The organism is Nocardioides sp. QY071, assembly GCF_029961765.1.
In the GTDB taxonomy this organism is placed as follows: domain Bacteria; phylum Actinomycetota; class Actinomycetes; order Propionibacteriales; family Nocardioidaceae; genus Nocardioides.
The window spans coordinates 5537936-5563259 of record NZ_CP124681.1 but is presented as its reverse complement, the minus strand read 5'-3'; the positions used below and the strand labels follow the sequence as shown (position 1 = coordinate 5563259).

The following is a 25324-nucleotide window of genomic DNA, read 5'->3' as shown; positions in this document are numbered from 1 at the left end:
GTAGTTTGCCGGGGACCGCCCTGTTCCCACGGAAGGCACCGCCATGGCCGACACGTACGAGAAGCTGCTCGAGGACTCGATCGAGATCTCCGCCCCCGCCGAGAAGGTGTGGTCGCTCGTGACCGACATCCCGGCGATGTCCAAGCGGAGCCCGCAGGTCGTGAAGTCGACCGTCAAGGGCGGCGTGGTCAAGCAGGGCGCGGTCTTCAGCAACCTCAACAAGCAGGGCATCAAGCGCTGGCCGACCGGCGGCAAGGTCATCCGCTTCCAGCCGCCGACCGCCTCGACGCCCGGCGACTTCGCGTTCCGGATCCGCGAGAACCGGACCGTGTGGTCCTTCGAGCTCGCGCCGACCGCCGACGGCGGCACCCGCCTCACCGAGCGCCGCGAGACCCCCGACGGCATCTCCGGGCTGTCGATGGCGCTGACCAAGCTGGTCCTCGGCGGCCAGAAGCCGTTCACCGACGAGCTGCGCCGCGGCATCCGGCAGACCCTGGAGCGGATCAAGGCCGAGGCCGAGGCCTGAGCCTGATCCCGGGTCTGGTCTCATAGGCGCGTGACCGAGGGCAGCCGGGCGACGAAGGTCGCCACCGTCGCGGTTGCCGCGGTGGTCCTCGTCGCCGTCGTGGTCGTGCTCCTGGTGCAGGGGCCGTCCCGGCCGCCGCCGGGTGCCGGTCCGGGCGAGCCGGTCACCACGGTGCCCCCGCCGCCCTCCTCGGGCGCGACCCCCACCCGGACCGAGCCGCCGCCGCCGACTCCGACGCCACCGCCGACGGCCCCACCGACCTGCCCGACCCCCGCGCCGGCACAGCTGACGGTGATGACCTTCAACATCCACTTCGGCACCGCCCACAACGGCCGGGTCGAGCTGGACCGGATCGCCGAGGAGATCCGCGGCTGGAAGCCGGACGTGGTCCTGCTCCAGGAGGTCGACAAGGGCCGCCCGGTCAGCGGCAACCTCGACCAGGCCGCGGTCCTCGGCACCAGGACCGGCCTGAACCACGTGTACGGCGGCAACTCGCGCAACACCGGCGCCGGCCCGCGCGGCAACGCGATCCTGACCCGGTTCCCGATCACCTCCGCCACCAACACGCACCTGCCGATGGCCGGCGGCAAGGAGCTGCGCGGACTGCTCCACGCCCAGCTCGACGTGGCCGGCGTACCTGTCAGCGTCTATGCCAGCCACTTCGACCACCGCGGACGCAAGGCCCGCCGGGTGCAGGCGAAGACCGTCGTCCAGCTGATGGCCGCCGACCCGCTGCCCAAGCTGTTCGGCGGCGACCTCAACACCGGTCCCGACTCCCGCCCCATCGCCATCCTCAAGGGCTCCGGCCTCGGCGACTCCTGGGCCGTCGGCTCCGGCAAGGGCGCCACCGTTCCCGCCGACCGCCCCGGCAGCCGGATCGACTTCATCCTCCACGACGGCTGGTTCACCCCCGTCCAGGCCGAGGTCCTCTTCTCCACCGTGTCCGACCACCGCGCCGTGTGGACCCGGATGCAGCTGCAGCCGCCGCCCGCCTGCTGAGAGGCGCGTCACGAGACCGGGTGAGGTGCTGCCGGTACTGCGTGCGGACAGTCCCGGAAGCATGGCCAGGGGTCTCGTGACGGTCGCTGCGCGACCTCCTCGACCACCGGGGCGCGGCGGCCCGACCTCCTCGACCACCGGGAATGCAACGGCCCGGCTCGCGGGTGCGAGCCGGGCCGGAGCCGGTGGAGCTGGGAGCGTCAGACGCCCTTGATGAAGGCCTCGAGCTGGGCGCGACCCTCGGTGTCCTCGATCTGCACCGGCGGGCTCTTCATGAGGTACGCCGAGGCGGGGATGATCGGGCCGCCGACGCCACGGTCCTTGGCGATCTTGGCCGCACGGACGGCGTCGATGATGATGCCGGCGGAGTTCGGGGAGTCCCAGACCTCGAGCTTGTACTCGAGGTTGAGCGGGACGTCACCGAAGGCACGACCCTCGAGGCGCACGTAGGCCCACTTGCGGTCGTCGAGCCACGCGACGTAGTCGGACGGGCCGATGTGGACGTTGCGGTCGTCGGCGCCGACGCCGGCCAGCGGGCCGTTGAGGTTCGACGTGACGGCCTGGGTCTTGGAGATCTTCTTGGACTCCAGGCGCTCGCGCTCGAGCATGTTCTTGAAGTCCATGTTGCCGCCGACGTTGAGCTGGTAGGTGCGGTCCAGCACGACGCCGCGGTCCTCGAACAGCTTCGCCATCACGCGGTGGGTGATGGTGGCGCCGACCTGCGACTTGATGTCGTCGCCGACGATCGGGACGCCGGCGTCCTCGAACTTCTTGGCCCAGACCGGGTCGGAGGCGATGAAGACGGGCAGCGCGTTGACGAAGGCCACGCCGGCGTCGATCGCGCACTGGGCGTAGAACTTGTCGGCCTCCTCGGAGCCCACCGGGAGGTAGGAGACGAGGACGTCGACCTGGGCGTCCTTGAGGGCCTGGACGACGTCGACCGGCTCGGCCGCGGACTCCTCGATGGTCATCCGGTAGTACTTGCCGAGACCGTCCAGGGTCGGGCCGCGCTGGACCTCGACACCCAGGGTGGGGACGTCGCTGATCTTGATGGTGTTGTTCTCCGAGGCGTTGATGGCCTCGGACAGGTCCTTGCCGACCTTCTTGTCGTCGACGTCGAACGCGGCGACGAACTCGACGTCGCCGACGTGGTAGTCGCCGAACTGGACGTGCATGAGCCCCGGGACGGTGCTCGCGGCATCGGCGCCCCGGTAGTACTGCACGCCCTGGATGAGGGACGTGGCGCAGTTGCCCACGCCGGCGATCGCTACTCGAACCGAACCCATGGGGTTTCCTTCCTTGGTACTCATGACATCTCGTGAATGATCAGGTGCTGACCTGAACCGTTGTGCGGTGCCGGTCAGGACGGCGTCGACGGTGCTGCTGACGTCGGCGTCTCCGGTCCGGATGGTGCCTGCTGGCCGCTGCGCTCGGCGTTGATGAGCTCCGAGAGCCACCGGACCTCACGCTCGACCGACTCCACCCCGTGACGCTGCAGCTCGGCGGCGTAGCGGTCGGCCTCGGCCTGCGTCATGGCCAGCTCGCGCTGGACGCGGTCGAGCCGCTCCTGGAGCCGGGAGCGACGTCCCTCGAGGACGCGCAGCCGGATCTCCATGTCGGTGGAGGAGAAGAACCGGAACCGGATGTCGAACGTGTCGTCCTCCCACGCGGTCGGACCCACCTCCGACATCAGGCGCGAGAACTCCTCGGTGCCCAGGTCGGTCACCTGGTAGACGATCCGCTGCCGGCGGGTCTGGGGACCCGAGGGCACGGTCTCCTCGATGAGGTTGCCACGGAGCATCTTCTTCAGCGCGGGGTAGAGCGAGCCGTACGACAGCAGCCGGCCCCAGCCCAGCATCAGGTTGAGCCGCTTGCGCAGCTCGTAGCCGTGCATGGGTCCCTCGTGCAGCAGTCCGAGGACTGCGAGCTCGATGGTGTCCCCGCGCCGTGCCATGCGATCTATCGTAGCGATATATCCGCGGGACGTGAACTTCCGATGGATCGGGAGTGTCGAACAGGGGGGCTTGGACGACGAAACTGGCGCTTGGACGAGGAAGGTTCCTCGTCCCAGCACGAGTTTCACCGGCCGACCGGTGAAACTCGCGGGGCAACGGATCTGCGACCGGCTACGTACAGGGAGCATGAGCACGGACGTGTGGGACGAGGTGGCGGCCGCTCTCGAGGCCGGGTACGACGACGAGCCGGCCCCGCGCCCCGCGGCGGCGTACGTCACGAGCGGTCGCCGGCGGCAGCGCAACCGCCGCCTGCGGTACGGCGCGGCGGGGGCGGTCGTGCTGGCCGCGGCGACGACGGTCGCGCTGCTCCCCGACGGCGCCGGCCCGCGCAGCACCCCGGACCCGACGCCGGTGGTCCAGCAGCCGTCCCCGACTCCCGTCGAGACGGCGACGGTGCGGCCGAAGCAGAGGATCTCCGACGTGCTGGTCCCCGGCCAGCACGTCGGGTACGACGACCAGGGCGCGGTCGTGCTGCGGCGGGGCTGGCGGATCGTGCGGGAGGTGCCGAACCCGCTGCACCGGGTCGCGCCCGAGGCGTCGGTCGGGCTGGTGGTGACGAACGGCGAGGAGAGGTACTGGTACCTCCTCGACGACACCGCGGACGGCGGCGGGGCGACGTGGGACCCGGCGGGCTCGATGCACGCGCGCTTCGAGCAGTGGCTGGCCGACATGGTCGACCTCGCGGGTGGGAGCGAGCCGGCGGCGTACGTCACGTTCGCCGAGGGCGGCACCGACCTGGTGCCCGGCGTGGGCGTGCGGATCCTGCGCCAGTGGCCGGACCCGAACGTCCCCGGCTTCGCCGCACCCGGTGACGACACCGCGGTCGCCGAGGTGCTCGTTGACGGGTTGACCTCGTTCGTGCTGGTGCGCCGCTCCCCCGGCGGCCCGTCCGAGGCGATCCCGGTCGACGTCAGCGTGCTGCCCGAGCCGACGTACGCGGCGTTCCTGTCCTACGCCCGCGCGCGGATCGCCTCGGGCCAGGGACTGCGATGAGCAGCCGCGAGGAGCGGGACGCCGCCTTCACCGCGTTCGTCGAGGCCCACCAGGTCCGGCTGCGCCGGATCGCGTACGCCGTGTGCGGCTGCGAGTGGGACCGGGCCGAGGACGTGCTGCAGACCGCCCTGGCCAAGCTCTACGTGAGCTGGCCGCGGCTGCACGCCGCCGGTGCCGAGCTGGCCTACGTACGACGCATCATCGTCAACGCGGACCTCGACGAGCGGCGCCGGCCGTGGCGTCGTGAGCGGCCGGGCCTGGACGGCCACGACCCCGTGGCCCGGCCCGGGCTGGAGCCGGGCGAGCGCACCGACCTGCTCGCCGCCGTCCGCGCGCTGCCGCCGATGCAGCGCCGGGTGGTGGTGCTGCGCCACTGGCTCGGACTGTCGGTCGCCGAGACCGCTGCCGAGCTGCGGATCGCCGAGGGCACGGTCAAGAGCCAGTCGTCGCGAGCGCTGGCGGCCCTGCGTGGACAGATCTCGGAAAATCGGGTCGGCTGACACCCGCGCCGTACCCTGTCCTGCGTGGTTCAGGGAAAACGGAAGTCCGGCGCGTCGCCCACCAGGGCGAAGGCGCGCTCGAAGGGCCGCTCGAAGGACCGCACGCCGCGGACCTGGAAGCAGCGGCTGAAGCGGTACACGATCTGGGGCCTGATCGCCTGCATGGTGATGGCCCTGCTGGGTGCCGCCGGCTTCTTCGTCGCCTACCGGTCGATCGACATCCCCGACCCCAACGCCGACTTCCTTACCGAGACCACGCAGGTCTACTACTCCGACGGCAAGAGCCAACTCGGCCAGTTCGCGGTGCAGAAGCGTGACTCGATCGACTACGACGAGATGCCGCAGACGGTGAAGGACGCCGTCGTGGCCGCCGAGAACCAGACCTTCTGGACCGACAACGGCCTCGACCCGAAGGGCATCCTGCGCGCGGCGTTCAGCAACGCCCAGGGCAACGCGACCCAGGGCGCGTCGACGATCACCCAGCAGTACGTCAAGATCCTGTACTTGACCCAGGAGCGCACCTGGAAGCGCAAGCTCAAGGAAGCGATCCTCTCGCTCAAGGTGAAGAACCAGCTGAGCAAGCAGGACGTGCTCGAGGGCTACCTCAACACCATCTACTTCGGCCGTGGCGCTTATGGCATCCAGGCCGCGGCGCAGGCCTACTTCGCCAAGGACGCCGCGCAGCTCAACCTCAAGCAGTCCGCCGCCCTGGCCGCGATCCTCAACAACCCCAACGGCCTCGACCCGGCCGACGGCGAGGACGTGGCGCAGCGCCTGCTCGGCCGCTACCAGTACGTCCTCGACTCGATGGCCAAGATGGGCACGGCCCCCGCCGGCGAGGTCTCCCAGGCGCGCGAGGCGCTGCCGAAGTTCCCGCAGATCAAGCAGAGCGAGCAGTACGGCGGCCAGCGGGGCCACGTGCTGAGCATGGTCCACAAGGAGCTCACCCGGCTCGGCTTCAGCGAGCAGGAGATCAACGGCGGCGGCCTCCAGGTCACCACGACCTTCACCAAGAAGGCGATGGCCGCGGCCGCCGAGGGCGTCGCCGAGCAGCGTCCGGAGGGCTTCGGGCCCAAGCAGCTGCACGTCGCGGTCGCCTCGGTCCAGCCCGGCACCGGGGCGGTGCGCGGGTTCTACGGCGGCCAGGACTACCTCGAGTCGCAGATCAACTGGGCCGTGTCCGGCGGCCAGGCCGGCTCGACGTTCAAGCCGTTCGCGCTGGCCGCCGGCATCGAGTCCGGCTTCGAGCTCAAGGACACCTTCGACGGCAACTCGCCCTACGAGCTCGAGGGCGGCGGCGAGATCGAGAACCAGGGCGACCACAGCTACGGCCGGGTCAACCTGATCAAGGCCACCGAGGACTCGATCAACACCGCGTTCATCGACATGACGCTGGCGATGCCCGACGGCCCGCAGCAGATCATCACCACCGCCAACGCGATGGGCATCCCGCCGGCCGAGGCCGCCACGCCGGCGTACGGCATCCCGACCTCGAGCCCGGGCCTGCAGCCCAACACCGGCGTCTCGCTGGGCTCGCAGACCGTGAGCCCGATCAACATGGCCAACGGCTACGCCACCATCGCCAACCGCGGGGTCGCCGCCGACGCCTACATCATCGAGAAGGTCGTCGACCGCGACGGCGTGGTGCGCTTCGACCACAAGGTCGCCACCCACGACGCGGTCCCCGAGGGTATCGCCGACGACGTGGGCTACGCGCTCCAGCAGGTCGTCAAGTCCGGATCCGGTACGGCGGCCCTCGGCCTGCACCGCCCGGCCGGCGGCAAGACCGGCACCGCCACCAACGGCAACGGTGACGTCTCCTCGGCCTGGTTCGTCGGCTACACGCCGCAGCTCGCGACCGCGGTGATGTACGTGCGCGGCAAGGGCAACGAGCAGCTCAAGGACTGGCTGCCGTCGTACTTCGGCGGTGCCTACCCCGCCAAGACCTGGACCGCGGTCATGCTGCGCGCCCTCGACGGCGAGGAGGTCGAGGACCTGCCGGGCGCGGCGTACGTCAAGGGTGAGGCGCCGACCGAGGGCCACGAGTACGTCCCGCCGCCGCCCCCGCCGCCGAAGAAGTCCAAGAAGCCGAAGGAGAAGAAGACGACCGAGCAGGCTCCGCCTCCGGTCACTCCTCCGCCGACGGCGCCGCCGACCTTCGTCCCACCGCCGACCCCGACACCGACGCAGCCGACGCAGCCGACGCAGCCGACGTTCCCCACCGGGTCGACCATCGGGAACCCGGGCAACGGGAACAACCCCCGCGTCCGGCCCTGACCGGTGACCCACGTCCACCCCACCCGTGACGACGCGGTCGTCACGGCGCTGAGCGAGGTCGTCGGCGGCCCGATGGGCGACCACGCGCGACCGCACCGGTGGTGGACGCCGGCGCGGGTCCTGCTGCTGCTCACCGCGGTGGTGTTCGCGGCGGGGCTCGTGCAGAAGGCGCCGTGCTCGCTCGCCCAGGGACACGACCAGAACTGGGTCTACTCCCACATGTGCTACACCGACCTCAAGCCGCTGTACGTGCCGCGGGGGATGGCCGAGCACGCCTGGCCGTACTCCGACGACGACCAGACCCGGGCCCGGTACCAGGTGATGGAGTACCCGGTCGGCATCTCCTACTGGGCGTGGGGCACCGCGTGGGTCACGCACTGGCTCAACGGGTCACCGGACGTCGCGGCGCGCTACAAGGCGCCCGTCTCCGACCTGTACGGCGACCCGGAGGTCAACGACGAGGAGAACCTCTTCCTCCTCGTGAACGCCGTCGGCTTCGCCGCGCTCGCGCTGTTGGCGACCTGGCTGCTGGCGGGCGCGAACCGGTCCCGGCCCTGGGACGCGGCCGCGTTCGCCCTCTCCCCCGCGCTGCTGCTGACCGGCTTGATCAACTGGGACCTGCTCGCCGTCGCTCTGGTGGCCGGGGCGCTGTGGGCCTGGTCGCGGGACAAGCCGGTGCTCACCGGCGTGCTGATCGGCCTCGGCACCGCCGCCAAGCTCTACCCGCTGTTCCTGCTCGGCGGCTTGCTGGTGATCTGCCTGCGCCAGCGTCGGGTCGGGCGGTTCGCGCTGGCCGCGCTGTGGGCGGTGGTCGCCTGGGTGGTGGCCAACGCGCCGGCGTACCTCTCCGGTCCGGACCAGTGGAAGGTCTTCTGGTCGTTCAACGCCGAGCGGAAGGCCGATCTCGGCTCGCTGTGGCTGCTCGTCGACCAGGCGGGCGACCTCGGCATCTCGGCGCACACGGTCAACGTGTGGTCGTGGGTGCTCTTCGGCGCCTGGTGCCTCGGGGTGTTCGCGATCGGGATGACCGCCGGGCGCCGCGGCCCCGTGGCGATGGTCCCCCGCCTGGCCCAGCTCGGCTACCTGATCGTGGTCGGCTTCCTGCTGGTCAACAAGGTCTACTCGCCGCAGTACGTCCTGTGGCTGCTCCCCCTCGCCGCCCTGGCCCGGCCGCGCTGGCGCGACCAGATCGTGTGGCAGGCGAGCGAGGTCTTCTACTTCTGCACGGTGTGGTGGTACCTCGGCGGCTACCTCGCCCCGGCCGGCGGCGGGGACGCCGGGTTCTACTGGGTCGGCATCGTCGTCCGGGTGCTCGGCGAGCTCTACCTCGCCGCGGTGATCGTGCGCGACCTCTACCGGCCCGCGCACGACCCGGCCGCGCTGGAGCGGGTCGAGCCGGGGGTGGCCGTGGAACCGCGCCCCCTTCGAATTGGCGGCTGATCGGCCGATTCAGCGACCAGAACGCATGGGGCGCGGGGATCAGCCGGAGACGACGACCCGGTCGAACTCCGTGGCGGTGTAGCGGACCCGGACGTCGACCTCCTCGCCGACCTCGGGCACCCGCGCGCCGTGGGGCACGAACAGCATCGAGGCCTGCATGTGGGGCGGCTCGGCGAACAGGCGCTGCTTGCCGTCGATGGCGTACGGCGAGCGCACGAACCCGACCGCGTCGAGGCCACCGCGGGCCAGCGTCGCCGCCCGCGCCTTGATCGACTGCTCGCCGGTGGGCGCCTCGAGGCCGATGCCGTGAGCGGTGCCGCCGCTGACGACGAGCACGTGGCCCGACTTCGGGGCGGTGCGGCCGCGGTAGCCGAACGCGTCACCCCGCTCGACGGGGTGCACGTCGAGGACGGTCGCGGTGACGCGGAGGGCGCCGCGGTCACCGAGCCAGAGCCCGGTGCCGATCCGGGGGCGGACCGTGAAGTCGCCGTACTGGCTGCGCAGGGTGGTCAGCTCGGCGTCGGTGAGGTGGCTGACCCACACCTCCGGGGTGCCGCGGGTGGGGACCTCGGCGGCGACGAAGTCGTTGACCAGGCGGGTCACCTCGCCGAGGTGGGTGCCCTGCCCGAGCGGCAGGTGCAGGGCGAGGCCCTCGACCCGGGCGCCGGGGTGCTTGCGGAGCAGGTCGCCGGCCTCCCACAGCTCGCGTGCGGCCATGCCGTGGCGGCGCATCGAGGTCATCCGCTCCAGCACGACCCGCGCGGCCGGGTCGGCGTGCAGCAGGTCGCGCAGGTCGGCCAGGCGGCTGACGGTGTGGACCAGCCGGCGGCCGGTCGCGGCGTCGGGGAGCGGCACCCAGGGCCGCCACGGGGTGAGCACCAGCAGGTCGCCGTGCCAGCGCTGCGCGACCTCCGGCAGCTCGTCGTACGTGCCGACGGCGAGGGTGCGTACGTCGTGGCCGCGCTCGGCCAGCCACTGCGCCTTGCGGGCCAGGCGGCCCAGCGTGAAGCCGTAGCCGTTGCCCTTCGCGACCGGGACCAGCCCGGGTTGCGCGTCGGCGACCGACTCGAGGTGGGTGCGCCAGCGGGGCCCGTCGACGGTGAGGGTCAGGCTCATCGGTCAGCCCCTTCGCTGGAGGTAGACCTGGAAGGCCTTGTAGAGCGCCCGGTTGACCGGCAGGTCCCACTCGCCGGCGTACTCGACCGCCTCGCCGCCGGTGCCGACCTTGAACTGGATCAGCCCGACGTGCGCGTCGTCGGCGTCGAGGGTCTCGGTGATGCCGCGCAGGTCGTAGACGGCCGCGCCGGCGGCGATCGCGTCGCGGATCATGGCCCACTGGATCGCGTTGGAGCCGCGCACCTCGCGCTTCTCGGTGGACGAGGCGCCGTAGGAGTACCAGGCGTGCTCGCCGACGCGGATCGCGATCGTCGAGGCCACCAGGTCGCCGTCGTGGCGGGCCAGCCAGAGGGTGAACCGCTCCGGGGCGTCGGCGCAGAGGGCGTCGTACATCGTCTCGAAGTAGCTCAGCGGACGCGGCGTGAAGTGGTCGCGCTGGGCGGTGTGGACGTAGAGCTCGTGGAACGCCGCCAGGTCCTCGCGGGTGCCGCGGGTGACCTCGACGCCCTCCTTCGCGGCCTTCTTGATGTTGCGGCGCCACAGCTGGTTCATGCCCTTGAGGACCTCGTCCTCGCTGAGCTGGGTGCCGTCGGCAGAACGGAGCGGGACCTGGAACACGAACTGCGGCTGGCCCGCGGCGAAGCCGCCCTCGACGCCCTGGTGGCGCCAGCCGAGCTCGTGGAGCTGGGCGACCACGCGCGCGCCGGCCGGGGTGCGCTCGGCGGGCGGGATCTCGCCGAGGAGACGGACCGCCGGGTCGGCGATGCCGTCCTTGACCTGCGCCGTCGTCCATCGCCGGGTGACCACCGGGGGCCCGATCCGTACGGCGAACGCGCCCTGCTTCCTCAGGTGCCGCACCATCGGGTCCAGCCAGGCGCCGAGGTCGTCGCTTCCCCAGTCGATGACCGGCCCCTCGGGCAGGTAGGCGAGGTAGCGGTTGAGCTTGGGGAGCTTGCGGTAGAGCACCAGCGCGACGCCGACCTGCTTCCCCGCGTCGTCGAACCAGCCGAGCGACTCGCTGCGCCACTCGCTCTTCACCCGCGCCCAGCCGGGTGTCTGCAGGAAGCTCGCGGACGGCAGGGTGGCGAGGTGGTCGCGGTGCTCGGTCGGGCTGATCGGGCGCACGCTGGGCATGGGGACCAACCTATCGGGCCTATCGGGCCTATCGGACGGGTGCGGCGGGGTGAGCCCCGGCGAGCGGGGTACCGCGGGGCCATGACCGCACCGCGCCCGCTCGGCTACTGGCTGACCACGCTCGACCGCCTGCTCGACGACCAGGTCGCGGATGCCTTGGCCGAGCGCGGGTTGAGCCGTCGTGACTGGCACGCCCTCGGGCGCCTCGAGCACGGCGCCGTCGCCGATGACGTCGCCGTCGAGCTGCTCCCCGCCGCCGAGGGACTGGTGGCGGCGGGGCTGGTCGAGCACCGCAGTGGCGAGTACCGGTTGACCGAGTCCGGCAGCGAGCTGGTCAGCGAGGTCCAGGACGGCCCGGTTCAGGCGGTCGCCGAGCGGGCCGCCGAGGGCCTCTCGCCGGAGCAGTACGACGCACTGCTCGGTTCGCTCGAGCAGGTCGCGACCAACCTCGGCTGGCTCGGCGACCGCCCGGGCCGCGACACGCCCTAGTTGCCCATCTAGGTGTGATGCCCAGGCACGTTGGTCGAGATCGTGTGACGACACGGTCTGAGCTGTAGATGGACGAAGGCCTCCCGGGTGTGGAGTGGAGCTGTCTAGGAACCGCTCCCACCGCAGGAGGCCTTCGTGTCACACGCTACCCATGCCAACGCAGCCCTGACCCCACGTGCGCGCCTACGTCTTGCGCGCCTGATCGTCGATCACGGCTGGCCGCCAGCTCGAGCTGCCGAGCGCTACGACGTCTCGTGGCGCACAGCGAAGAAGTGGGCCGATCGCTACCGCGACGAGGGACCGGACGGAATGCTCGACCGGTCCTCAGCCCCGCATCGGCAGCCGAACCGCACACCGGCGCCGATCGTGCGCAAGATCGTGCACCTGCGCTGGAAGCAGCGACTCGGCCCCGTCGAGATCGCCGACCGCCTCAACATGCCTGCCTCGACCGTGCACGCGGTCCTGGTCCGCTGCCGGATCAACCGCCTCTCCCACATCGACCGCGCCACCGGCGAGCCGATCCGCCGCTACGAGCACGAGAAGCCCGGCGACCTGATGCATGTCGACGTCAAGAAACTCGGCAAGGTCCCCGACGGCGGCGGCTGGCGCTACGTCGGGCGTCAGCAGGGCGAGAAGAACCGGTCGGCCACAGTCGCGCGAACAGGCGTGCCTCGCAACAAGTGGCGCAACCCGGTGATCGGGACCTGTTACCTGCACACCGTTGTCGACGACCACTCCCGCGTGGCCTACGTCGAGGCTCACGACGACGAGACCAAGGAGACCGCGGCCGAGGTCCTCAAGAACGCGGTCGCCTGGTTCGCCGAACGCGGCGTCGTCGTGAAGCGCGTGCTCAGCGACAACGGCAGCTGCTACAAGTCCCACTTGTGGCGCGACACCTGTGCCGATCTGGGCATCACGCCGAAGAAGACTCGGCCCTACCGTCCGCAGACCAACGGCAAGATCGAGCGCTTCCACCGCACCCTGGCCGAAGGCTGGGCATTCAAGAAGTTCTACAACTCCGAGTCAGCCCGGCTCGCCGCTCTGCCAGCATGGATCCACGAGTACAACCACCACCGGCCCCACTCAGCAATCGGGAAGGCCGCACCCATCACCAGGCTGGACAACCTGGCTGGGCATCACATCTAGGCGTCCGGGCCCGCCGCGCGGACCCGCTGGACGTGCTCGAGCGAGTCACGCAGCTCGCCCAGCCAGTCGTCGGCGTGCTGCTGGACGAGCCGGACGCACCAGGCCAGCGCCTCGCTGCGGCTGCGGGCGACGCCGCCGGCGATGAGCGTGTCGAGCACGACGCGCTCGGGCTGGCGCAGCCGGGTCATGACGGGGACGGCCAGGTGGGTGAACAGGGCCCTGGTCCCGTCGCACTCGACGCCCCACGCGACCTTCTGGTCGAACTGGCGCTCGGCCTCGCGGGCGATGGCGATCCGCGCGTCGCGGGTGCGCCCGCGGAACTCCTGGATGCGGCCCTGGGCGGCGGCCTCGCGCTCGGTCGCCGAGGCGTCCTCGGCGAGCTTCGGGGCCGCGATGCGGCCGATGACGGTGATCTCCTCGCGGTCGACGGTGACCTCCACCTCGGACTCGAAGAGGTCCTCCGGCAGGCGTCCCGCGAACCAGCCGCGGATCTGGTCGCGCTGGTCGGTTGTAATCATGTAATTCAGATTACGCGTGATCCGAAAGAGCGCAAGAGCGGTTCGCTACCGTGCCGGGATGCTCGACGCGTTCCCGTGGGCCGAGCGGGATGCGCTCACCCTGGACGAGCGGTACCGCACCCGCCAGCTGCCGCTCCTCCACGACCGACCGCGCCCGCCGCTCGGTCCCCGCTCGCTGGGACCGGGCGAGTTCTGGCCGCCGGTCCGCTCGGTCGTCGTACCGCTGCCGAAGAGCCTGCTCGAGGCGCCGTCGGTGCGGGCGTTCCTCGCCGACCTCGCGGCCAGCGCCGCGGCGCCCGCGGTCTGGTTCGCCGGAATCCAGGCGCGCGCGGACCGGATGCATGCGACGCTCGCACCAGGGGTGAGCGACGTCGGCGGCGTGCTCCCGGACGCGGCCAGGAGGCCGCTCGACATGGTGGTCCGCGGACCGTGGGTGGGTCGCTACAACCGGGGTCGGATCTACCTGCCGGTCGAGCCTGCCGACGCGGCGACCACTGCCGCGCTCGCCGCGCTCGCCACCCACGTGGGCGCTCCGTTCCGGCCGCTGCTCGCCGGGTTCGTCCAGCTGCGCCAGGACGTCACGGCGGCCGCGTACGACGGTCTGCGGAGCCTCGTCGCGCACCACCGCGAACGGCTCGTCGTACCGCTGCGGGTCGACGAGGTGCACCTGACCGAGACCATGGACGACCTGGTCCTCAGGTCGCGGGTGGTCGAGCGGATCGCGCTCGGCTGAGGGACGCGGTCACAGGCGCTCGCGCAGCCACGCGAAGTCGGCGACGTGCTCCTCGGCCCCGCCGGGCGTCTCGCACACGACCGGCGCGCCGGCGTCGCGGACGACCTGGGCGAGCAGGTCCGGGTCGATCTGGCCGGCGCCGAAGTTGGCATGCCGGTCGGCGCCGGAGTCGAAGGCGTCGCGGCTGTCGTTGGCGTGGACCAGGTCGATCCGGCCGGTGATCGCGAGGACGTCGTCGACGATGGTCTCCAGGGCGTTGCCGCCGGCGTGGGCGTGACAGGTGTCGAGGCAGAAGCCGACCATGTCGGCGCCCTCGGCGGACGCGATCGCGTCCCAGGTGCCCTTGATCCGCTCGAGGTAGCGGGTCATCGCGTTGGTGCCGCCCGCCGTGTTCTCGATGAGCAGCGGGATCTTGATGTCGGTCGCCTCGACCGCCTTGCGCCAGTTGTCGAAGCCCTTGGCAGGGTCGTCCTCGTCGGTGACGTGGCCGCCGTGGACGATGAGCCCCTTGGCGCCGAGCTCGGCGGCGGCGTCCATGTGCTGCTGCAACAGCTTGCGGCTCGGGATCCGCTGGCGGTTGTTGGTGGTCGCGACGTTGATCAGGTACGGCGCGTGCACGTACAGGTCGACACCCGCGGCCTCGGCGGCGGCGCGGAGGGCGGCCGGGCCGCCATCGTACGACAGCACGGGGCCCTTGTAGGACTGCGGGTTGCCGAGGAAGAACTGCACGAGCGGGGCGTTGCGCGCGGCCGCCTCGGCGATCGGGTCGGTCTGGTCGACGTGGGCTCCGATGCGCAGCTCGCTCATGGTCGTCACCGTATCGACCGGCGGCGACACTCGTGGATCGGGCGCCGGGGCACTACCTTCCTCGCGTGACCACCCTTCACGTCTCCAGCGGCGGCCGTACCTGGTCGTTCGAGGAGCCGCGCGTCGTCAGCATCGGACGCGACACCGGCTCCGACATCGTCCTCACGGCGCCCTCCGCGTCCCGCCAGCACGCGCAGCTGCGCTCGGACGGCTCCGGCTGGGTGCTCGTCGACACCGGCTCGAGCGGCGGCACCTTCCTCAACGGCAACCGCGTGACGGAGGTCCGCGTCACGGGGCCGACGACGGTGCGGTTCGGTGGCGTGAACGGCGAGGAGGTCCAGCTGACGCCGGCCGGCGTCTCGCGCCCCGCCGCCCCCGACCCGGCGACGCTGCCGCCCGCGGGCCTCCAGCAGACCGTGCTGCCCGGCGTCGGCCCCGCCGGCCCCGGCTACGTCAGCGGCCCCGGGCTGCTGGTGCGCGCCGGCGGCGTCTCGAAGAGGTTCCCGCCGGGCGTCGTCGTCCGCATCGGCCGCGACCCGGCCAGCGAGGTCGTCGTCGACGACCCGTCGGTCTCCCGGCTCCACGGCGTGGTCGAGGGGCGCCCCGACGGGTGGTGGTACGTCGACCGGTCGACCGCCGGCACCTTCCTCGAGGAGGACCGGGTCACCCAGCGCAAGCTCGAGGATCCGACCACGCTGATGCTCGGCCACCCCACCGCGGGCGCCGAGGTCGAGGTGGTCCCGATCGTCGCGACCGGCGTCGCGCAGAAGTCGATCGCCAAGAAGAAGCGCAGGCGCACCGCCGCCCTGGTCGGCGGCATCGTCGCGGCGCTGGTCCTGGTCGGCGGCGGCGTCACGGCGGCGGTGCTGCTGGGCGGGGACGACGAGTCCGGCGGCAGCGGTGGCGGTTCGCAGGAGGCCGCCGGTCTCAGCACCGAGGAGCTCGACCGCGCCAAGCTCGCCAGCGTCCTCATCATCGCCGTCGACGACGACGGCGAGCCGATCTACACCGGCTCCGGCACGATCATCAGCGACGACGGGCTGATCCTCACCAACGCCCACGTCGGCAAGCCCAGCGCGCCCGGCCAGCAGGGCGACGAGGAGGACCCCGCCGGGCTCCTGGTCGCGCTCACCTCGGCCGAGGACGACAAGCCGGCCGCGCCGTCGTACTCCGCCGAGGCGATCGTCGCCGACGGCGTCCTCGACCTCGCGGTCCTCAAGATCACCGCCGACGAGGACGGCAAGGAGATCGGCAAGGACGAGCTCGACCTGCCGCCGCCGGTGCCGCTCGGCGACAGCGACGACCTGCGCACCGGTGACGAGCTCACCGCGCTCGGCTTCCCGGCCGTCGCCCACGTCGCCTCCGACGACGGCCTCGACCGGGCGCTGACCGTGACCCGCGGCGTCGTGTCGACCTTCCTCAAGGAGGCCGCGGTCCCGGGCAACCGCGCCTGGATCGACAGCGACATCCGGATCGGCTCCGGCAACTCCGGCGGCGCCTCGATCAACGACGACGGCGAGCTGGTCGGCATCAACAGCGCCGTCGTCACCGAGTCGACCGTGGGCAGCAGTGGCGAGGGCGGTGCGTTCACCGGCGGCTCCGCCCGGATCCGGCCGGTCAACCTGACCGAGGACATCGTCGACATCGCCAAGAAGGGCGGCGACCCGGAGTACGTGTCGCCGTACCTCGACGACGTGCCGGAGACCCCGGCCGACCCGATGGGCCAGGCCACCGCCTCGCCCAAGGGCTGGTCCACCGACGGCAGCGGCGCCTGCTCGACCACCAGCACGCTCGACGACCCGCAGGTGCTCAGCGGGGTGAGCCTCCCGGCGACCCTGTACGCGCACTTCGCCGTCAGCGGGCTGCCCGACGGCACGCCGTTCACCATCGAGCTCGCCGACCCCCAGGGCCAGCTGATCGGCTCGCTCGACGGGTCGTGGGACCTCGGCTCCGACGACGTCTGCGCGACGGTGTCGCTCGACGTACCCGAGGGGCTCTCCGCCGCGATCGCGACGCTGGTCATCGACGGGACCCGGATCGAGAACCCGGTCCTGTTCGGGTAGCCGGGCGGGATTCGGTCCGGGCGGGCGGGCGCTGTTAGCCTGTCCCGTCCGGTGCCGCTGGCACCGTATCCGTCTGCTGGGCCGAACCAGCCAGACAAGCAAGGCCCTCCTGCCGTGGAAAGTCCGCGGCCGCCTGAGTCCAGAGGAGGTGGAGACCGCTTTGCGCAACTACGAAGTCGTGGTCATCCTCGACCCGAGCCTCGACGAGCGGACGGTTCAGCCGTCGCTCGACAAGTACCTGAACGTCGTCCGCAACGACGGCGGCACGGTCGACAACGTCGACGTGTGGGGCAAGCGCCGCCTGGCGTACGAGATCAAGAAGCACGCCGAGGGCATCTACGCCATCGTCAAGCTGACCGCCGCCCCGGCGACGGTCGACGAGCTCGACCGCCAGCTGACCCTCAACGAGTCCGTCCTGCGGACCAAGGTCCTGCGACCCACCGTCTGAGGAAGCCAGGGCCCCGTGCCTGTGGATGCCGGCTGTTCATTGTCGGCACCACGGGACACCATGGGGTCCGTTGCCCGGGACTGAGCCCGGGCGGGCCACTCGAACCCCACCGCACAGGAGACCACCATGGCTGGCGACACCGTCATCACCGTCATCGGCAACCTCACCGACGACCCGGAGCTTCGCTTCACCCCGTCGGGCGCGGCTGTCGCCAACTTCACGGTGGCCTCGACGCCGCGGTCCTTCGACCGGCAGACCAACGAGTGGAAGGACGGGGACACCCTGTTCCTCCGCTGCTCGGTCTGGCGCCAGGTCGCGGAGAACGTCGCCGAGTCCCTCCAGAAGGGCATGCGCGTCGTCGTGCAGGGCCGTCTGGTGTCGCGCTCCTACGAGACCCGCGAGGGTGAGAAGCGCACCGTCAACGAGCTGCAGGTCGACGAGATCGGCCCGTCGCTCACCTGGGCGACCGCCAAGGTCACCCGCGCGAGCCGCTCCGGCGGTGGCGGCGGGTACGGCGGCGGCAACCAGGGTGGCGGCAACCAGGGTGGCGGCGGCCGTCCCGCGGGTCAGGACCCGTGGGGCAGCGCCCCGTCCGGTGGCGGCAACCAGGGTGGCGGTTCCAACTACGGGGGCGGCGCCCCGGCCAACGACCCGTGGGCCGCGCCGGGTGTCTCGTCCAACGACGAGCCCCCGTTCTGAGGTCTCGAGGCTCGCAGGCTCGCACCTCAACCACCGATACAACCAACCATTCCGGCCGCTTTCTGACTGACGCGGCCGGGCTCTGAGGAGGAGCACCACAATGGCGAAGGCAGTCGTCCGCAAGCCCAAGAAGAAGGTTTGCCAGTTCTGCAAGGAGAAGGCCACCGGTGTCGACTACAAGGACACCGCCCTTCTGAAGAAGTTCATCTCCGACCGCGGCAAGATCCGCGCCCGTCGGGTGACCGGCAACTGCGTCCAGCACCAGCGGGACGTCGCGATCGCGGTGAAGAACGCCCGCGAGGTCGCGCTGCTGCCCTACACCTCCGCCGGTCGCTGAGCAGAGTCAGAGAAGGAGAGCTGAACTCATGAAGATCATCCTGACGCAGGAGGTCGAGAACCTCGGCGCTGCCGGCGACGTGGTCGAGGTCAAGGACGGCTACGGCCGCAACTACCTCATCCCCCGCGGCTTCGGCATCCGGTGGACCCGGGGCGCCCAGGCGCAGGCCGACTCGATCAAGGCCGCCCGCTCGGCCCGTGCCGTCCGCGACGAGGCCCACGCCGCCGACCTGAAGGCGAAGCTCGAGGGCTCGCCGGTCGACGTCAAGGTCAAGGCCGGCCAGGGCGGCCGCCTGTTCGGTGCGGTCACCCCCGCCGACATCGCCGCCGCGCTCGGCGAGGCCGCCGGCGAGGCGATCGACAAGCGGACCATCGTCCTCGGCAACCCGATCAAGTCGCTGGGCAACCACGCGGTGTCGGTCAAGCTCCACGACGAGGTGTCCGCCGCGGTGGCCCTCAACGTCATCCCGGGCTGACCCGATCGACGTACGACGGCGTGGCCGGTCCCCTCGGGGCCGGCCACGCCGCTACTTTTGGGGCACTCCTTCCTTCCCCCTAGACCCAGGAGTTCCCATGCGTGTACGACGGCTCTGGCCTGCCGCCCTCCTGCTGCTGACCCCAGTCCTCGCGGCCTGCGGAGACGACGAGCCCGACGCGACCGACACCCCCACGGACGCGTCCAGCGCGACCGACGCGTCGACGCCGACCGAGGAGACCAGCGCTGCGACGACGGCGCCCACCGAGCCGGCGACGTCCGCGGCCGCCGGCCTGCCCGGCGCGTGCGATGTCGTGAGCGCCGACGACCTGGCCGAGGCCTACGGCATGCCGTTCGGCGCCCCCGAGGTCGGCGGCGACGACCACACCGAGGGCGGCCTGGCCTGGACCAGCGACGACTGCTCGTTCGAGGCCCCGGGCCTCGCCGAGGTGACCGTCAAGCTGACCGGCCCCGAGGACTTCACGAAGGGCGCCTTCGGCTGCCCCCAGCCCGGTGACGACGACGGCATCGTCGACCCGGCCGACGACATCGCCGGTGCCACCAAGGGCTGGTGGAAGGTGAGCAACCCGCCGGACTTCGAGGGTGAGCTGCGCGCCTGCACGCCTGCGGTGCTGCTGCAGATCGACCTCGACTACGACGAGGGTGTCGAGTACGAGGGCGACCCGCTCAACCAGTCCGTCGGACTGGCCGAGAAGGTGCTGGCCGCGATCAAGGGCTGAGGTCCCCCGACGGCTCGGACTCCGACGGCTCGGCCCCGGCCCACGGCGCCGAGCCCAGGAGCGCGCAGAGCAGGATGACGAGCAGGACGCCGGCGAGACCGACCGTGCCGACGCCGTACAGCCAGCGCCAGCCCGCGCCGTTGTAGAGCACGTTGGCGACGAGCGAGACCAGGATCGCGGCCTCGGCGACGAACCACCACAAGCCACTGCGGGCCCCGGCCTCGCGGGAGCGGGCGCCGAGGGCGTGGCACAGCGCCGCCTGGAAGCCCAGTGCCGGGAGTGAGGACGCCCACACGACCGCCGGGTCGGCGTCGTCGAGCCAGGCGCGGGCGTCGGGCGGGCTGAGCGCCGCGGCGACGATCAGCGCGACGACCGCGAGGTAGCCGAGCGTCAGGCGCAGGGGCAGGTCGGGCGCGGCCCGGACGAGGCGGACGTAGCCGACCAGCACCAGCAGGCAGCCGAGGACCTCCGAGACGTCGTACTTGTCGTCGGGGGCGGCCGTGAAGACGACGACGGCCAGTCCGATCGCGATCCAGTAGAGGGGCTTCACGCGCCGGCCACCAGCCAGGCGTCCCCGCGGGCGCGGCGGACCAGCGTGATCAGCCGTCCGCCCATGAACACGGCGCAGAACACGGCCCACAGCCAGGGGAGCCCGGCGCCCAGCGCACTCGTCAGCAGCACCAGCGGAGCGTAGCCCGCGAGGACGGCCACGCCGGCGCGGGCCAGGTACCGGCCGTCGCCCGCGCCGATCAGCACGCCGTCGAGGACGAACACCACGCCGGCGACCGGCTGGGCGAGCGCGGCGACGAGCAGCACGGGGACCAGGGCGTCCCGGACCCCGGCGTCGGGCGTGAACAACGCGCCGAGCCAGGGACTCGCGGCGGCCAGCAGCAGGCCGGTGACGACGCCGCTGACGATCCCCCAGGCGACCATCCGGCCGGTGACCGCGCGGGTGCCGGCGACGTCGCCCGCGCCGAGGAAGCGCCCGGTGATCGCCTGCGCGGCGATCGCGATGGCGTCGAGGACATAGGCCAGGAAGCCCCACAGGGTCATCGCCAGCTGGTGGGTGGCCACCGGGACGGCGGCGCTGCTGGCCGCGCCCCCGGTGGCGGTCAGGACGACGGCGTACGTCGTCACCAGGAGCGAGGCGCGCAGTGTCAGCGTCCGCACGATGAGCGGTACGCCGGCGCGCGCCGCCGCCCGGACACCGGGCAGGTGCGGACGCAGCGTGGCGCCCTCGGCCCGGGCGGCGCGGACCACGACCAGCACCAGCGCGATCGCCATCGCGGTCTGGGCGAGCACCGACCCCAGCGCCGAGCCGGCGATGCCGAGGCGCGGGGCCGGCCCGGCGCCGTACACGAGGGCGACGTTGAGCCCGAGGTTGGCGAGGTTGCCGAGCACCGCGACGACGAGCGGCGTGCGGGTGTCCTGCAGGCCCCGCAGGACGCCGGTGCCGGCGAGGATGAGCAGCAGTGGGGTGAGGCCGAGGGCGGCGACGCGGAGGTACGTCGTGGCGGGCTCGACCACGTCCGGCGACGCCCCGAACACGGCGACGAGCGGGTCGGCGGCGAGCGCGGTGAGGGCCGTGGCCGGCAGGCCGATGAGCACGGCCAACCAGAGGCCGTCGAGGCCCTGGGCGAGCGCGGCGTCGCGGTGGCCGGCGCCGATCTGGCGCGCGACCCCGGCGGTGGTGCCGTACGCCAGGAAGATGCACAGGCCCACGACGGTCGTCACGACCGTGCCGGCGATGCCGAGGCCGGCCAGCTCGGGGGTGCCGAGGTGGCCGACGACGGCGGCGTCGCCGAGCAGGAACAGCGGCTCGGCCACGAGGGCGAGGAAGGCGGGGAACGCGAGCCGGGCGATCTCCCGGTCGAGGGCGCGGCCGCCGGTCACCGGGTGCCGCCAGCAGCTGCCCGACGGGCCGGTGGATAAGTGGGGTCCTGCTGTGGAAACTCGGGTCCCGGTGTGGTAGCCCGCGGCTGCGCCGCGGCGGACCCGGTCCGACCGACCGGTGGCCAGAAGGTGAACGGGATCACACCCGAGTTTTTTGCCCTCCACAAGACACGGACGGCGTTTGTGCAGGTCAGAGGCGCTTCGGGCCACTTCGACCGCACCTTCTCCACAGCTTCCTCCCCACCCCGTGCACACCATGTCCGCGTGTCGTCCACGTCCTGCCCCGGGTTATCCCCAACCCTTGTGGATAGGCCCCTTTCGGCGCCCCCGGTCAGCCCCGTAGGTTGCCGCACCGTGGCTCGTTCCGGCCACCGCCCGACGATTGTGTCGGACCCGGTCGGCACGCTGGGCACCGGACGACCGAGCAGACCGCGACCAGGAAGGGGACCACAACCGTGAGCCTCACGGACGACCCGCCGGCCTGGACCGCCGAGCCGCCCGAGGCGTACGGCGACGGCCCCGCGCCGTACCAGCCCGGCGAGGCCCCGACCGGCGGTCGCACGCCCCCGCAGGACATGGCGGCCGAGCAGTCGGTGCTCGGCGCGATGCTCATCTCCAAGGACGCCATCGCCGACGTCGTCGAGGTCATCCGCGGCAACGACTACTACCGTCCGGCCCACGAGGAGATCCACGAGGCGATCCTCGACCTCTACAGCCGCGGCGAGCCGGCCGACATGGTGACCGTCGCCGGCGAGCTGCAGCGGCGCGGCCAGCTGCAGAAGATCGGCGGCGCGCCGTACCTCCACACCCTCGCGGCCAACGTGCCGATCGCCGCCAACGCCGGCTTCTACGCCGAGATCGTCTACGAGAAGGCGATCCTGCGCCGCCTGGTCAACGCCGGCACCAAGATCGTCCAGATCAGCTACGCGGGCGAGGGCGAGGTCGAGGGCATCGTCAACGAGGCCCAGTCCGAGATCTACAAGGTCACCGACCGCAACAAGTCGGAGGACTACGCGCCCCTGTCCGACATCATGGACGGCGTCCTCGACGAGATCGAGGCGATGGAGAACCGCGAGGCCGGCATCTACGGCGTGCCGACCGGCTTCGCCGACTTCGACGAGCTCACCAACGGCTTCCACTCCGGCCAGATGATCGTCGTCGCCGCGCGTCCCGCCATGGGCAAGTCAACGCTGGCACTCGACTTCTGCCGCGCCGCCGCCATCCACAACAACCTCACCGCCGCCTTCTTCAGCCTCGAGATGACGCGCGGCGAGATCGTCATGCGCCTGCTCTCCGCCGAGGCCCGGATCCCGCTCAACCACATCCGCAACGGCAAGATGGGCACCGAGGAGTGGGACCGCCTGGCCCGCCACGTCGCCAAGGTCTCCGCGGCCCCCATGTTCATCGACGACTCCCCCAACATGACGATGACCGAGATCCGCGCCAAGGCGCGCCGGCTCAAGCAGAAGCACGACCTCAAGCTGATGGTCATCGACTACCTCCAGCTGATGAGCTCGGGCAAGAAGGTCGAGTCCCGCCAGCTCGAGGTCTCCGAGTTCTCCCGCCAGATCAAGCTCCTCGCCAAGGAGCTGGAGATCCCGGTCATCGCGCTCTCCCAGCTCAACCGTGGCCCCGAGCAGCGCGCCGACAAGCGCCCCGCCGTCAGCGACCTGCGCGAGTCCGGCTCCATCGAGCAGGACGCCGACATGGTCGTCCTGCTCCACCGCGACGACGTCTACGAGAAGGAGTCGACCCGCCCCGGCGAGGCCGACCTGATCGTCGCCAAGCACCGCAACGGCGCGACCCGCGACATCGTGGTCGCCTTCCAGGGTCACTACAGCCGGTTCGTCGACATGGCCCACTGAGGCTGGTGGAGCCGAAGTGCCTGACCCCGTCACCCGCGACCTGCTCGCGGCCTTCGAAGGCGTGCGGCGGCGTCTCTTCGGTCGCCTTGATGGCCTGACCGACGCCGAGTACCTGTGGGAGCCGGCCGACGACTGCCTCACCGTCAGGCCCGGCAAGGACGGCGCCTTCGGTGTCGACGAGCTGTTCCCCGCGTCGGTCCCGGACGTGCCGGATCCCGTCACGACGATCGCCTGGCGCATCATGCACATCGGCACCGGCTGCCTGCGGGGCTACGTGATCCACTTCTTCGAGGACGAACCGGACTTCGGCGACCGCCTGGCGTGGCCGGGCACCGCGAAGGAGGGTGTCCGAGCGCTCGCAGAGGACTGGGAGCGCTTCGTCTCCCGCATCGCGGCCCTCGGCGACGAGCGCCTGCTGGCGCCGATGGGCCGCGGGCCGGGAGGCTGGGCCGACGAGCGCTACCTGAAGCTCGCGTTGCACGCGCTCGACGAGGTCGCGCACCACGGTGGTGAGATCGGCCTGCTGCGTGACCTCTACCTGCGCGAAGGCAGCTGAGCCGAGAGGTCACGCGCCCCCGGGGACCGCGTCGCCGGGGAAGGTGAGGCAGGCGTGGACCTCGTAGGTCATCATGCCGGCCCGGACGCAGGGGTCCTCGGCGAACAGCGCGGCGGCCTCGTCGACCCCGACGGTCATGACGGCGAGGCCGGCCAGGGTGTCGGAGAGGACCGGGACGAGGACCGCGATGACGCCCTCGGCACGCAGCGTGACCATCCGGCGCTGGTGCTCCAGCTCGACCTCGGCGGCACCGTCCTGGTGCCGGTCCGCGGTCCAGTGGAGGACGCCGATGGTGGCTGGTGCCGCGGTCGCGGCGAGGTCCCTGATCTGTGCATCGGTGACGGGTGTGGTCATGTCGGTTCCTTTCCGGCGGGTGTCGCAGGCTGAGCCCCGGTCGCCCTCAGGCCCGGACGGCTCGGTCGAAGAGCTCGGCGAGCTCGGCGCCGACCCGGGCAGCGTCCGCGCCGTGGTCGACGATGTCCAGCACCGAGGCGTCGATCGCCCCCCGCAGGGCGACGGCCATGACGTGCGCGTCGAAGTCCCGCAGCTCTCCGGACCTCTGGCCGTCCCGGAACCCGCTCTCGAGGAGCTCGAGGCCTCCCGGGTCGCTCGGGAGGGCGCTCGCGAGCTCGATGGCCGCCCGCGCGTCGACGGGGTTCTCCTCGAGGAACTGCAGGTTGCTGACGACGTAGGCCCGGATCTTGCCGCGCATCGAGGACTCGGCGGCGATGCGCGGCCCCATGAACGCGCCGGCCTTGGCGAGCACGAGGCCGAACGCCTCCCGGAGCAGGTCGTCACGGGAGCCGAAGTGGTAGGAGATCAGCCGGGTGCTGCTGACGCCGGCCTCCTCCACGACCTTGGCGAAGGACAGGCCGTGGCACCCCTCGCGGGCCACGACGACCAGGGCGGCCTCGAGGATGCGCTCGCGACGACCACTGGTCATGGCGTCATCCTCGCAGGCTCGGGTGCCCGGCCGGCGCCAGGGCGACTTGACCGATCTTACTTGTACAGGTAAGAACTTACTCATGCAAGTAACAACATCGACGCTGCCACCGCGAGCCGACGCCGTGATGCGGTACGCCGGCGGCGTGTTCGCCTTCCTCGCCGGCGTGTCCGCGCTGACGCTCGTCGCGGCCGCCGTCCTACAGATCGCCGGGTCCGACCTCGTCAACTGGGTGGTCTGGGTCCGCTCGGCCTTCTATGCACTCGGCGGGCTGTGGCTCGTGGCCCTGGTGCGGCGGGCGCGCAGCCGAGCCGACCGCTCGGCGTTCGTCCGGATCCGGCTGATCGGCATCCTGGCTCCGCTCGGCATCGCCGCGCTGGTCGTCTCGCCCGACTCCGGCTATCCCGCCTGGATGAAGGTCGAGCAGGCCTGCTTCGGGGTCCTGCTCCTGCCCGTCGCCCTCGGGCTCCTGCGCCCGTCGGTCGCTCGCGCGTTCTCGAGGAACCCCCTCGCCGGATGACGACGCAGCGACCGCGCCGCTCGGTCGGGCGGGGACGGATCGCTTCGCCGGGGTCGAGCACGACGCGGTCTCCACGCGTCGCCTCGGCCTCGT

At 71.7% G+C, this 25324-nt stretch carries 28 protein-coding genes; 18 read left to right on the top strand and 10 right to left on the bottom strand.

Going from position 1 to position 25324, the window contains the following annotated elements; all coding sequences use genetic code 11:
• The first annotated feature begins 43 nt into the window (after positions 1 to 43).
• Together QI633_RS26845 and QI633_RS26840 are read left to right on the top strand one after the other, a co-directional pair.
• Complete coding sequence (locus QI633_RS26845) at positions 44 to 526, top strand: SRPBCC family protein (RefSeq protein ID WP_282427699.1); 483 nt, start codon at positions 44 to 46, stop codon at positions 524 to 526.
• Between the two features lie 30 nt (positions 527 to 556).
• Positions 557 to 1525, top strand: coding sequence for an endonuclease/exonuclease/phosphatase family protein (locus QI633_RS26840; RefSeq protein WP_141796540.1), 969 nt, complete (start codon positions 557 to 559; stop codon positions 1523 to 1525).
• A 200-nt stretch (positions 1526 to 1725) separates the two neighbouring features.
• Here the strand turns inward: QI633_RS26840 and QI633_RS26835 are convergent, their stop codons facing one another.
• Together QI633_RS26835 and QI633_RS26830 are read right to left on the bottom strand one after the other, a co-directional pair.
• Complete coding sequence (locus tag QI633_RS26835; RefSeq protein ID WP_141796541.1) at positions 1726 to 2811, bottom strand: inositol-3-phosphate synthase; 1086 nt, start codon at positions 2809 to 2811, stop codon at positions 1726 to 1728.
• Positions 2812 to 2885: 74 nt separating this feature from the next.
• A complete protein-coding gene (locus QI633_RS26830; RefSeq protein WP_141796542.1) occupies positions 2886 to 3479 on the bottom strand; it encodes a PadR family transcriptional regulator in 594 nt (197 codons plus the stop codon).
• Positions 3480 to 3666: 187 nt separating this feature from the next.
• Here QI633_RS26830 and QI633_RS26825 point away from each other — a divergent pair, with 187 nt between their 5' ends.
• From QI633_RS26825 to QI633_RS26810, 4 genes are read left to right on the top strand one after another with little or no spacing between them, the layout of a single operon-like run.
• A complete protein-coding gene (locus tag QI633_RS26825; RefSeq protein WP_282427698.1) occupies positions 3667 to 4533 on the top strand; it encodes a hypothetical protein in 867 nt (288 codons plus the stop codon).
• A complete protein-coding gene (locus tag QI633_RS26820) occupies positions 4530 to 5033 on the top strand; it encodes a sigma-70 family RNA polymerase sigma factor (RefSeq protein ID WP_282427697.1) in 504 nt (167 codons plus the stop codon). The genes QI633_RS26825 and QI633_RS26820 overlap by 4 nt, the downstream gene beginning before the upstream one ends.
• A 24-nt stretch (positions 5034 to 5057) precedes the next feature.
• Positions 5058 to 7310 carry a transglycosylase domain-containing protein gene (locus QI633_RS26815; RefSeq protein ID WP_282427696.1) on the top strand — a complete coding sequence of 751 codons (2253 nt, stop codon included), beginning with the start codon at positions 5058 to 5060 and terminating at the stop codon, positions 7308 to 7310.
• A gap of 3 nt (positions 7311 to 7313) precedes the next feature.
• Positions 7314 to 8750, top strand: coding sequence for a glycosyltransferase 87 family protein (locus QI633_RS26810; RefSeq protein ID WP_282427695.1), 1437 nt, complete (start codon positions 7314 to 7316; stop codon positions 8748 to 8750).
• Positions 8751 to 8789: 39 nt separating this feature from the next.
• Here the strand turns inward: QI633_RS26810 and QI633_RS26805 are convergent, their stop codons facing one another.
• Both QI633_RS26805 and QI633_RS26800 read right to left on the bottom strand, forming a co-directional pair.
• Positions 8790 to 9866: an alanine racemase gene (locus QI633_RS26805; RefSeq protein ID WP_282427694.1), complete on the bottom strand. Its 1077-nt coding sequence runs from the start codon at positions 9864 to 9866 to the stop codon at positions 8790 to 8792.
• Between the two features lie 3 nt (positions 9867 to 9869).
• Positions 9870 to 11000, bottom strand: coding sequence for a peptidoglycan bridge formation glycyltransferase FemA/FemB family protein (locus tag QI633_RS26800; protein ID WP_282427693.1), 1131 nt, complete (start codon positions 10998 to 11000; stop codon positions 9870 to 9872).
• Between the two features lie 81 nt (positions 11001 to 11081).
• Between QI633_RS26800 and QI633_RS26795 the strand changes: the two genes are divergently transcribed.
• Positions 11082 to 11489 carry a hypothetical protein gene (locus QI633_RS26795; protein ID WP_282427692.1) on the top strand — a complete coding sequence of 136 codons (408 nt, stop codon included), beginning with the start codon at positions 11082 to 11084 and terminating at the stop codon, positions 11487 to 11489.
• A 135-nt stretch (positions 11490 to 11624) separates the two neighbouring features.
• Positions 11625 to 12635, top strand: a complete 1011-nt coding sequence (locus QI633_RS26790; RefSeq protein ID WP_282427691.1) for an IS481 family transposase — start codon at positions 11625 to 11627, stop codon at positions 12633 to 12635.
• Here the strand turns inward: QI633_RS26790 and QI633_RS26785 are convergent.
• The gene (locus QI633_RS26785) at positions 12632 to 13153 is read right to left on the bottom strand and encodes a hypothetical protein (protein WP_282427690.1); all 522 of its coding nucleotides are present in this window, start codon (positions 13151 to 13153) and stop codon (positions 12632 to 12634) included. The two genes, QI633_RS26790 and QI633_RS26785, sit on opposite strands and share 4 nt — an antisense overlap.
• 58 nt (positions 13154 to 13211) lie before the next feature.
• On the opposite strand from QI633_RS26785, the gene QI633_RS26780 reads away from it, so the two are divergent.
• Positions 13212 to 13886: a hypothetical protein gene (locus QI633_RS26780; protein WP_141796549.1), complete on the top strand. Its 675-nt coding sequence runs from the start codon at positions 13212 to 13214 to the stop codon at positions 13884 to 13886.
• A gap of 9 nt (positions 13887 to 13895) precedes the next feature.
• Here QI633_RS26780 and QI633_RS26775 read toward each other — a convergent pair whose 3' ends face one another.
• The gene (locus QI633_RS26775) at positions 13896 to 14693 is read right to left on the bottom strand and encodes a deoxyribonuclease IV (protein WP_141796550.1); all 798 of its coding nucleotides are present in this window, start codon (positions 14691 to 14693) and stop codon (positions 13896 to 13898) included.
• A 65-nt stretch (positions 14694 to 14758) separates the two neighbouring features.
• Here QI633_RS26775 and QI633_RS26770 point away from each other — a divergent pair, with 65 nt between their 5' ends.
• From QI633_RS26770 to QI633_RS26745, 6 genes are all read left to right on the top strand, one after another.
• Entirely contained in the window at positions 14759 to 16756 is a 1998-nt protein-coding gene (locus QI633_RS26770; RefSeq protein ID WP_160158129.1) for an FHA domain-containing protein, read from the top strand.
• Positions 16757 to 16916: 160 nt separating this feature from the next.
• The gene (rpsF, locus tag QI633_RS26765) at positions 16917 to 17204 is read left to right on the top strand and encodes a 30S ribosomal protein S6 (protein WP_139623520.1); all 288 of its coding nucleotides are present in this window, start codon (positions 16917 to 16919) and stop codon (positions 17202 to 17204) included.
• Between the two features lie 126 nt (positions 17205 to 17330).
• Positions 17331 to 17903 carry a single-stranded DNA-binding protein gene (locus tag QI633_RS26760; RefSeq protein ID WP_141796552.1) on the top strand — a complete coding sequence of 191 codons (573 nt, stop codon included), beginning with the start codon at positions 17331 to 17333 and terminating at the stop codon, positions 17901 to 17903.
• A gap of 100 nt (positions 17904 to 18003) precedes the next feature.
• Positions 18004 to 18240: a 30S ribosomal protein S18 gene (gene rpsR / locus QI633_RS26755; protein ID WP_141796553.1), complete on the top strand. Its 237-nt coding sequence runs from the start codon at positions 18004 to 18006 to the stop codon at positions 18238 to 18240.
• 28 nt (positions 18241 to 18268) lie between these two features.
• Positions 18269 to 18715 (top strand): 50S ribosomal protein L9, encoded by a 447-nt coding sequence (rplI, locus tag QI633_RS26750; protein ID WP_141796554.1) that lies wholly within the window; start codon positions 18269 to 18271, stop codon positions 18713 to 18715.
• 97 nt (positions 18716 to 18812) lie between these two features.
• A complete protein-coding gene (locus tag QI633_RS26745; protein ID WP_141796555.1) occupies positions 18813 to 19454 on the top strand; it encodes a hypothetical protein in 642 nt (213 codons plus the stop codon).
• Here the strand turns inward: QI633_RS26745 and QI633_RS26740 are convergent.
• Positions 19444 to 20004: a hypothetical protein gene (locus QI633_RS26740; RefSeq protein ID WP_282427689.1), complete on the bottom strand. Its 561-nt coding sequence runs from the start codon at positions 20002 to 20004 to the stop codon at positions 19444 to 19446. The two genes, QI633_RS26745 and QI633_RS26740, sit on opposite strands and share 11 nt — an antisense overlap.
• The gene (locus tag QI633_RS26735) at positions 20001 to 21347 is read right to left on the bottom strand and encodes an MATE family efflux transporter (RefSeq protein ID WP_260805684.1); all 1347 of its coding nucleotides are present in this window, start codon (positions 21345 to 21347) and stop codon (positions 20001 to 20003) included. Before QI633_RS26735 ends, QI633_RS26740 begins: the two co-directional genes overlap by 4 nt.
• Positions 21348 to 21802: 455 nt before the next feature.
• Between QI633_RS26735 and dnaB the strand changes: the two genes are divergently transcribed.
• Together dnaB and QI633_RS26725 are read left to right on the top strand one after the other, a co-directional pair.
• Entirely contained in the window at positions 21803 to 23212 is a 1410-nt protein-coding gene (dnaB, locus tag QI633_RS26730; RefSeq protein WP_141796558.1) for a replicative DNA helicase, read from the top strand.
• Between the two features lie 16 nt (positions 23213 to 23228).
• Positions 23229 to 23768: a DinB family protein gene (locus QI633_RS26725; RefSeq protein ID WP_282427688.1), complete on the top strand. Its 540-nt coding sequence runs from the start codon at positions 23229 to 23231 to the stop codon at positions 23766 to 23768.
• Between the two features lie 9 nt (positions 23769 to 23777).
• Here the strand turns inward: QI633_RS26725 and QI633_RS26720 are convergent, their stop codons facing one another.
• Complete coding sequence (locus tag QI633_RS26720) at positions 23778 to 24122, bottom strand: hypothetical protein (protein ID WP_282427687.1); 345 nt, start codon at positions 24120 to 24122, stop codon at positions 23778 to 23780.
• Between the two features lie 46 nt (positions 24123 to 24168).
• Positions 24169 to 24711 (bottom strand): TetR/AcrR family transcriptional regulator, encoded by a 543-nt coding sequence (locus QI633_RS26715; RefSeq protein WP_282427686.1) that lies wholly within the window; start codon positions 24709 to 24711, stop codon positions 24169 to 24171.
• A gap of 124 nt (positions 24712 to 24835) precedes the next feature.
• Between QI633_RS26715 and QI633_RS26710 the strand changes: the two genes are divergently transcribed.
• The gene (locus tag QI633_RS26710) at positions 24836 to 25231 is read left to right on the top strand and encodes a hypothetical protein (RefSeq protein ID WP_282427685.1); all 396 of its coding nucleotides are present in this window, start codon (positions 24836 to 24838) and stop codon (positions 25229 to 25231) included.
• The last annotated feature ends 93 nt before the right edge of the window (positions 25232 to 25324 follow it).

What these genes read in the sequence shown, in the direction of transcription:
- QI633_RS26800 (WP_282427693.1), bottom strand. Translation starts at nt 11,000, where the DNA reads ATGCCCAGCGTGCGCCCGATCAGCCCGACCGAGCACCGCGACCACCTC.
- QI633_RS26795 (WP_282427692.1), top strand. Translation starts at nt 11,082, where the DNA reads ATGACCGCACCGCGCCCGCTCGGCTACTGGCTGACCACGCTCGACCGC.
- rpsR (WP_141796553.1), top strand. Translation starts at nt 18,004, where the DNA reads ATGGCGAAGGCAGTCGTCCGCAAGCCCAAGAAGAAGGTTTGCCAGTTC.
- rplI (WP_141796554.1), top strand. Translation starts at nt 18,269, where the DNA reads ATGAAGATCATCCTGACGCAGGAGGTCGAGAACCTCGGCGCTGCCGGC.
- QI633_RS26785 (WP_282427690.1), bottom strand. Translation starts at nt 13,153, where the DNA reads ATGATTACAACCGACCAGCGCGACCAGATCCGCGGCTGGTTCGCGGGA.
- QI633_RS26775 (WP_141796550.1), bottom strand. Translation starts at nt 14,693, where the DNA reads ATGAGCGAGCTGCGCATCGGAGCCCACGTCGACCAGACCGACCCGATC.
- QI633_RS26830 (WP_141796542.1), bottom strand. Translation starts at nt 3,479, where the DNA reads ATGGCACGGCGCGGGGACACCATCGAGCTCGCAGTCCTCGGACTGCTG.
- QI633_RS26835 (WP_141796541.1), bottom strand. Translation starts at nt 2,811, where the DNA reads ATGGGTTCGGTTCGAGTAGCGATCGCCGGCGTGGGCAACTGCGCCACG.
- QI633_RS26720 (WP_282427687.1), bottom strand. Translation starts at nt 24,122, where the DNA reads ATGACCACACCCGTCACCGATGCACAGATCAGGGACCTCGCCGCGACC.
- QI633_RS26715 (WP_282427686.1), bottom strand. Translation starts at nt 24,711, where the DNA reads ATGACCAGTGGTCGTCGCGAGCGCATCCTCGAGGCCGCCCTGGTCGTC.
- QI633_RS26780 (WP_141796549.1), top strand. Translation starts at nt 13,212, where the DNA reads ATGCTCGACGCGTTCCCGTGGGCCGAGCGGGATGCGCTCACCCTGGAC.
- QI633_RS26820 (WP_282427697.1), top strand. Translation starts at nt 4,530, where the DNA reads ATGAGCAGCCGCGAGGAGCGGGACGCCGCCTTCACCGCGTTCGTCGAG.
- QI633_RS26760 (WP_141796552.1), top strand. Translation starts at nt 17,331, where the DNA reads ATGGCTGGCGACACCGTCATCACCGTCATCGGCAACCTCACCGACGAC.
- QI633_RS26845 (WP_282427699.1), top strand. Translation starts at nt 44, where the DNA reads ATGGCCGACACGTACGAGAAGCTGCTCGAGGACTCGATCGAGATCTCC.
- QI633_RS26805 (WP_282427694.1), bottom strand. Translation starts at nt 9,866, where the DNA reads ATGAGCCTGACCCTCACCGTCGACGGGCCCCGCTGGCGCACCCACCTC.
- QI633_RS26745 (WP_141796555.1), top strand. Translation starts at nt 18,813, where the DNA reads ATGCGTGTACGACGGCTCTGGCCTGCCGCCCTCCTGCTGCTGACCCCA.
- QI633_RS26825 (WP_282427698.1), top strand. Translation starts at nt 3,667, where the DNA reads ATGAGCACGGACGTGTGGGACGAGGTGGCGGCCGCTCTCGAGGCCGGG.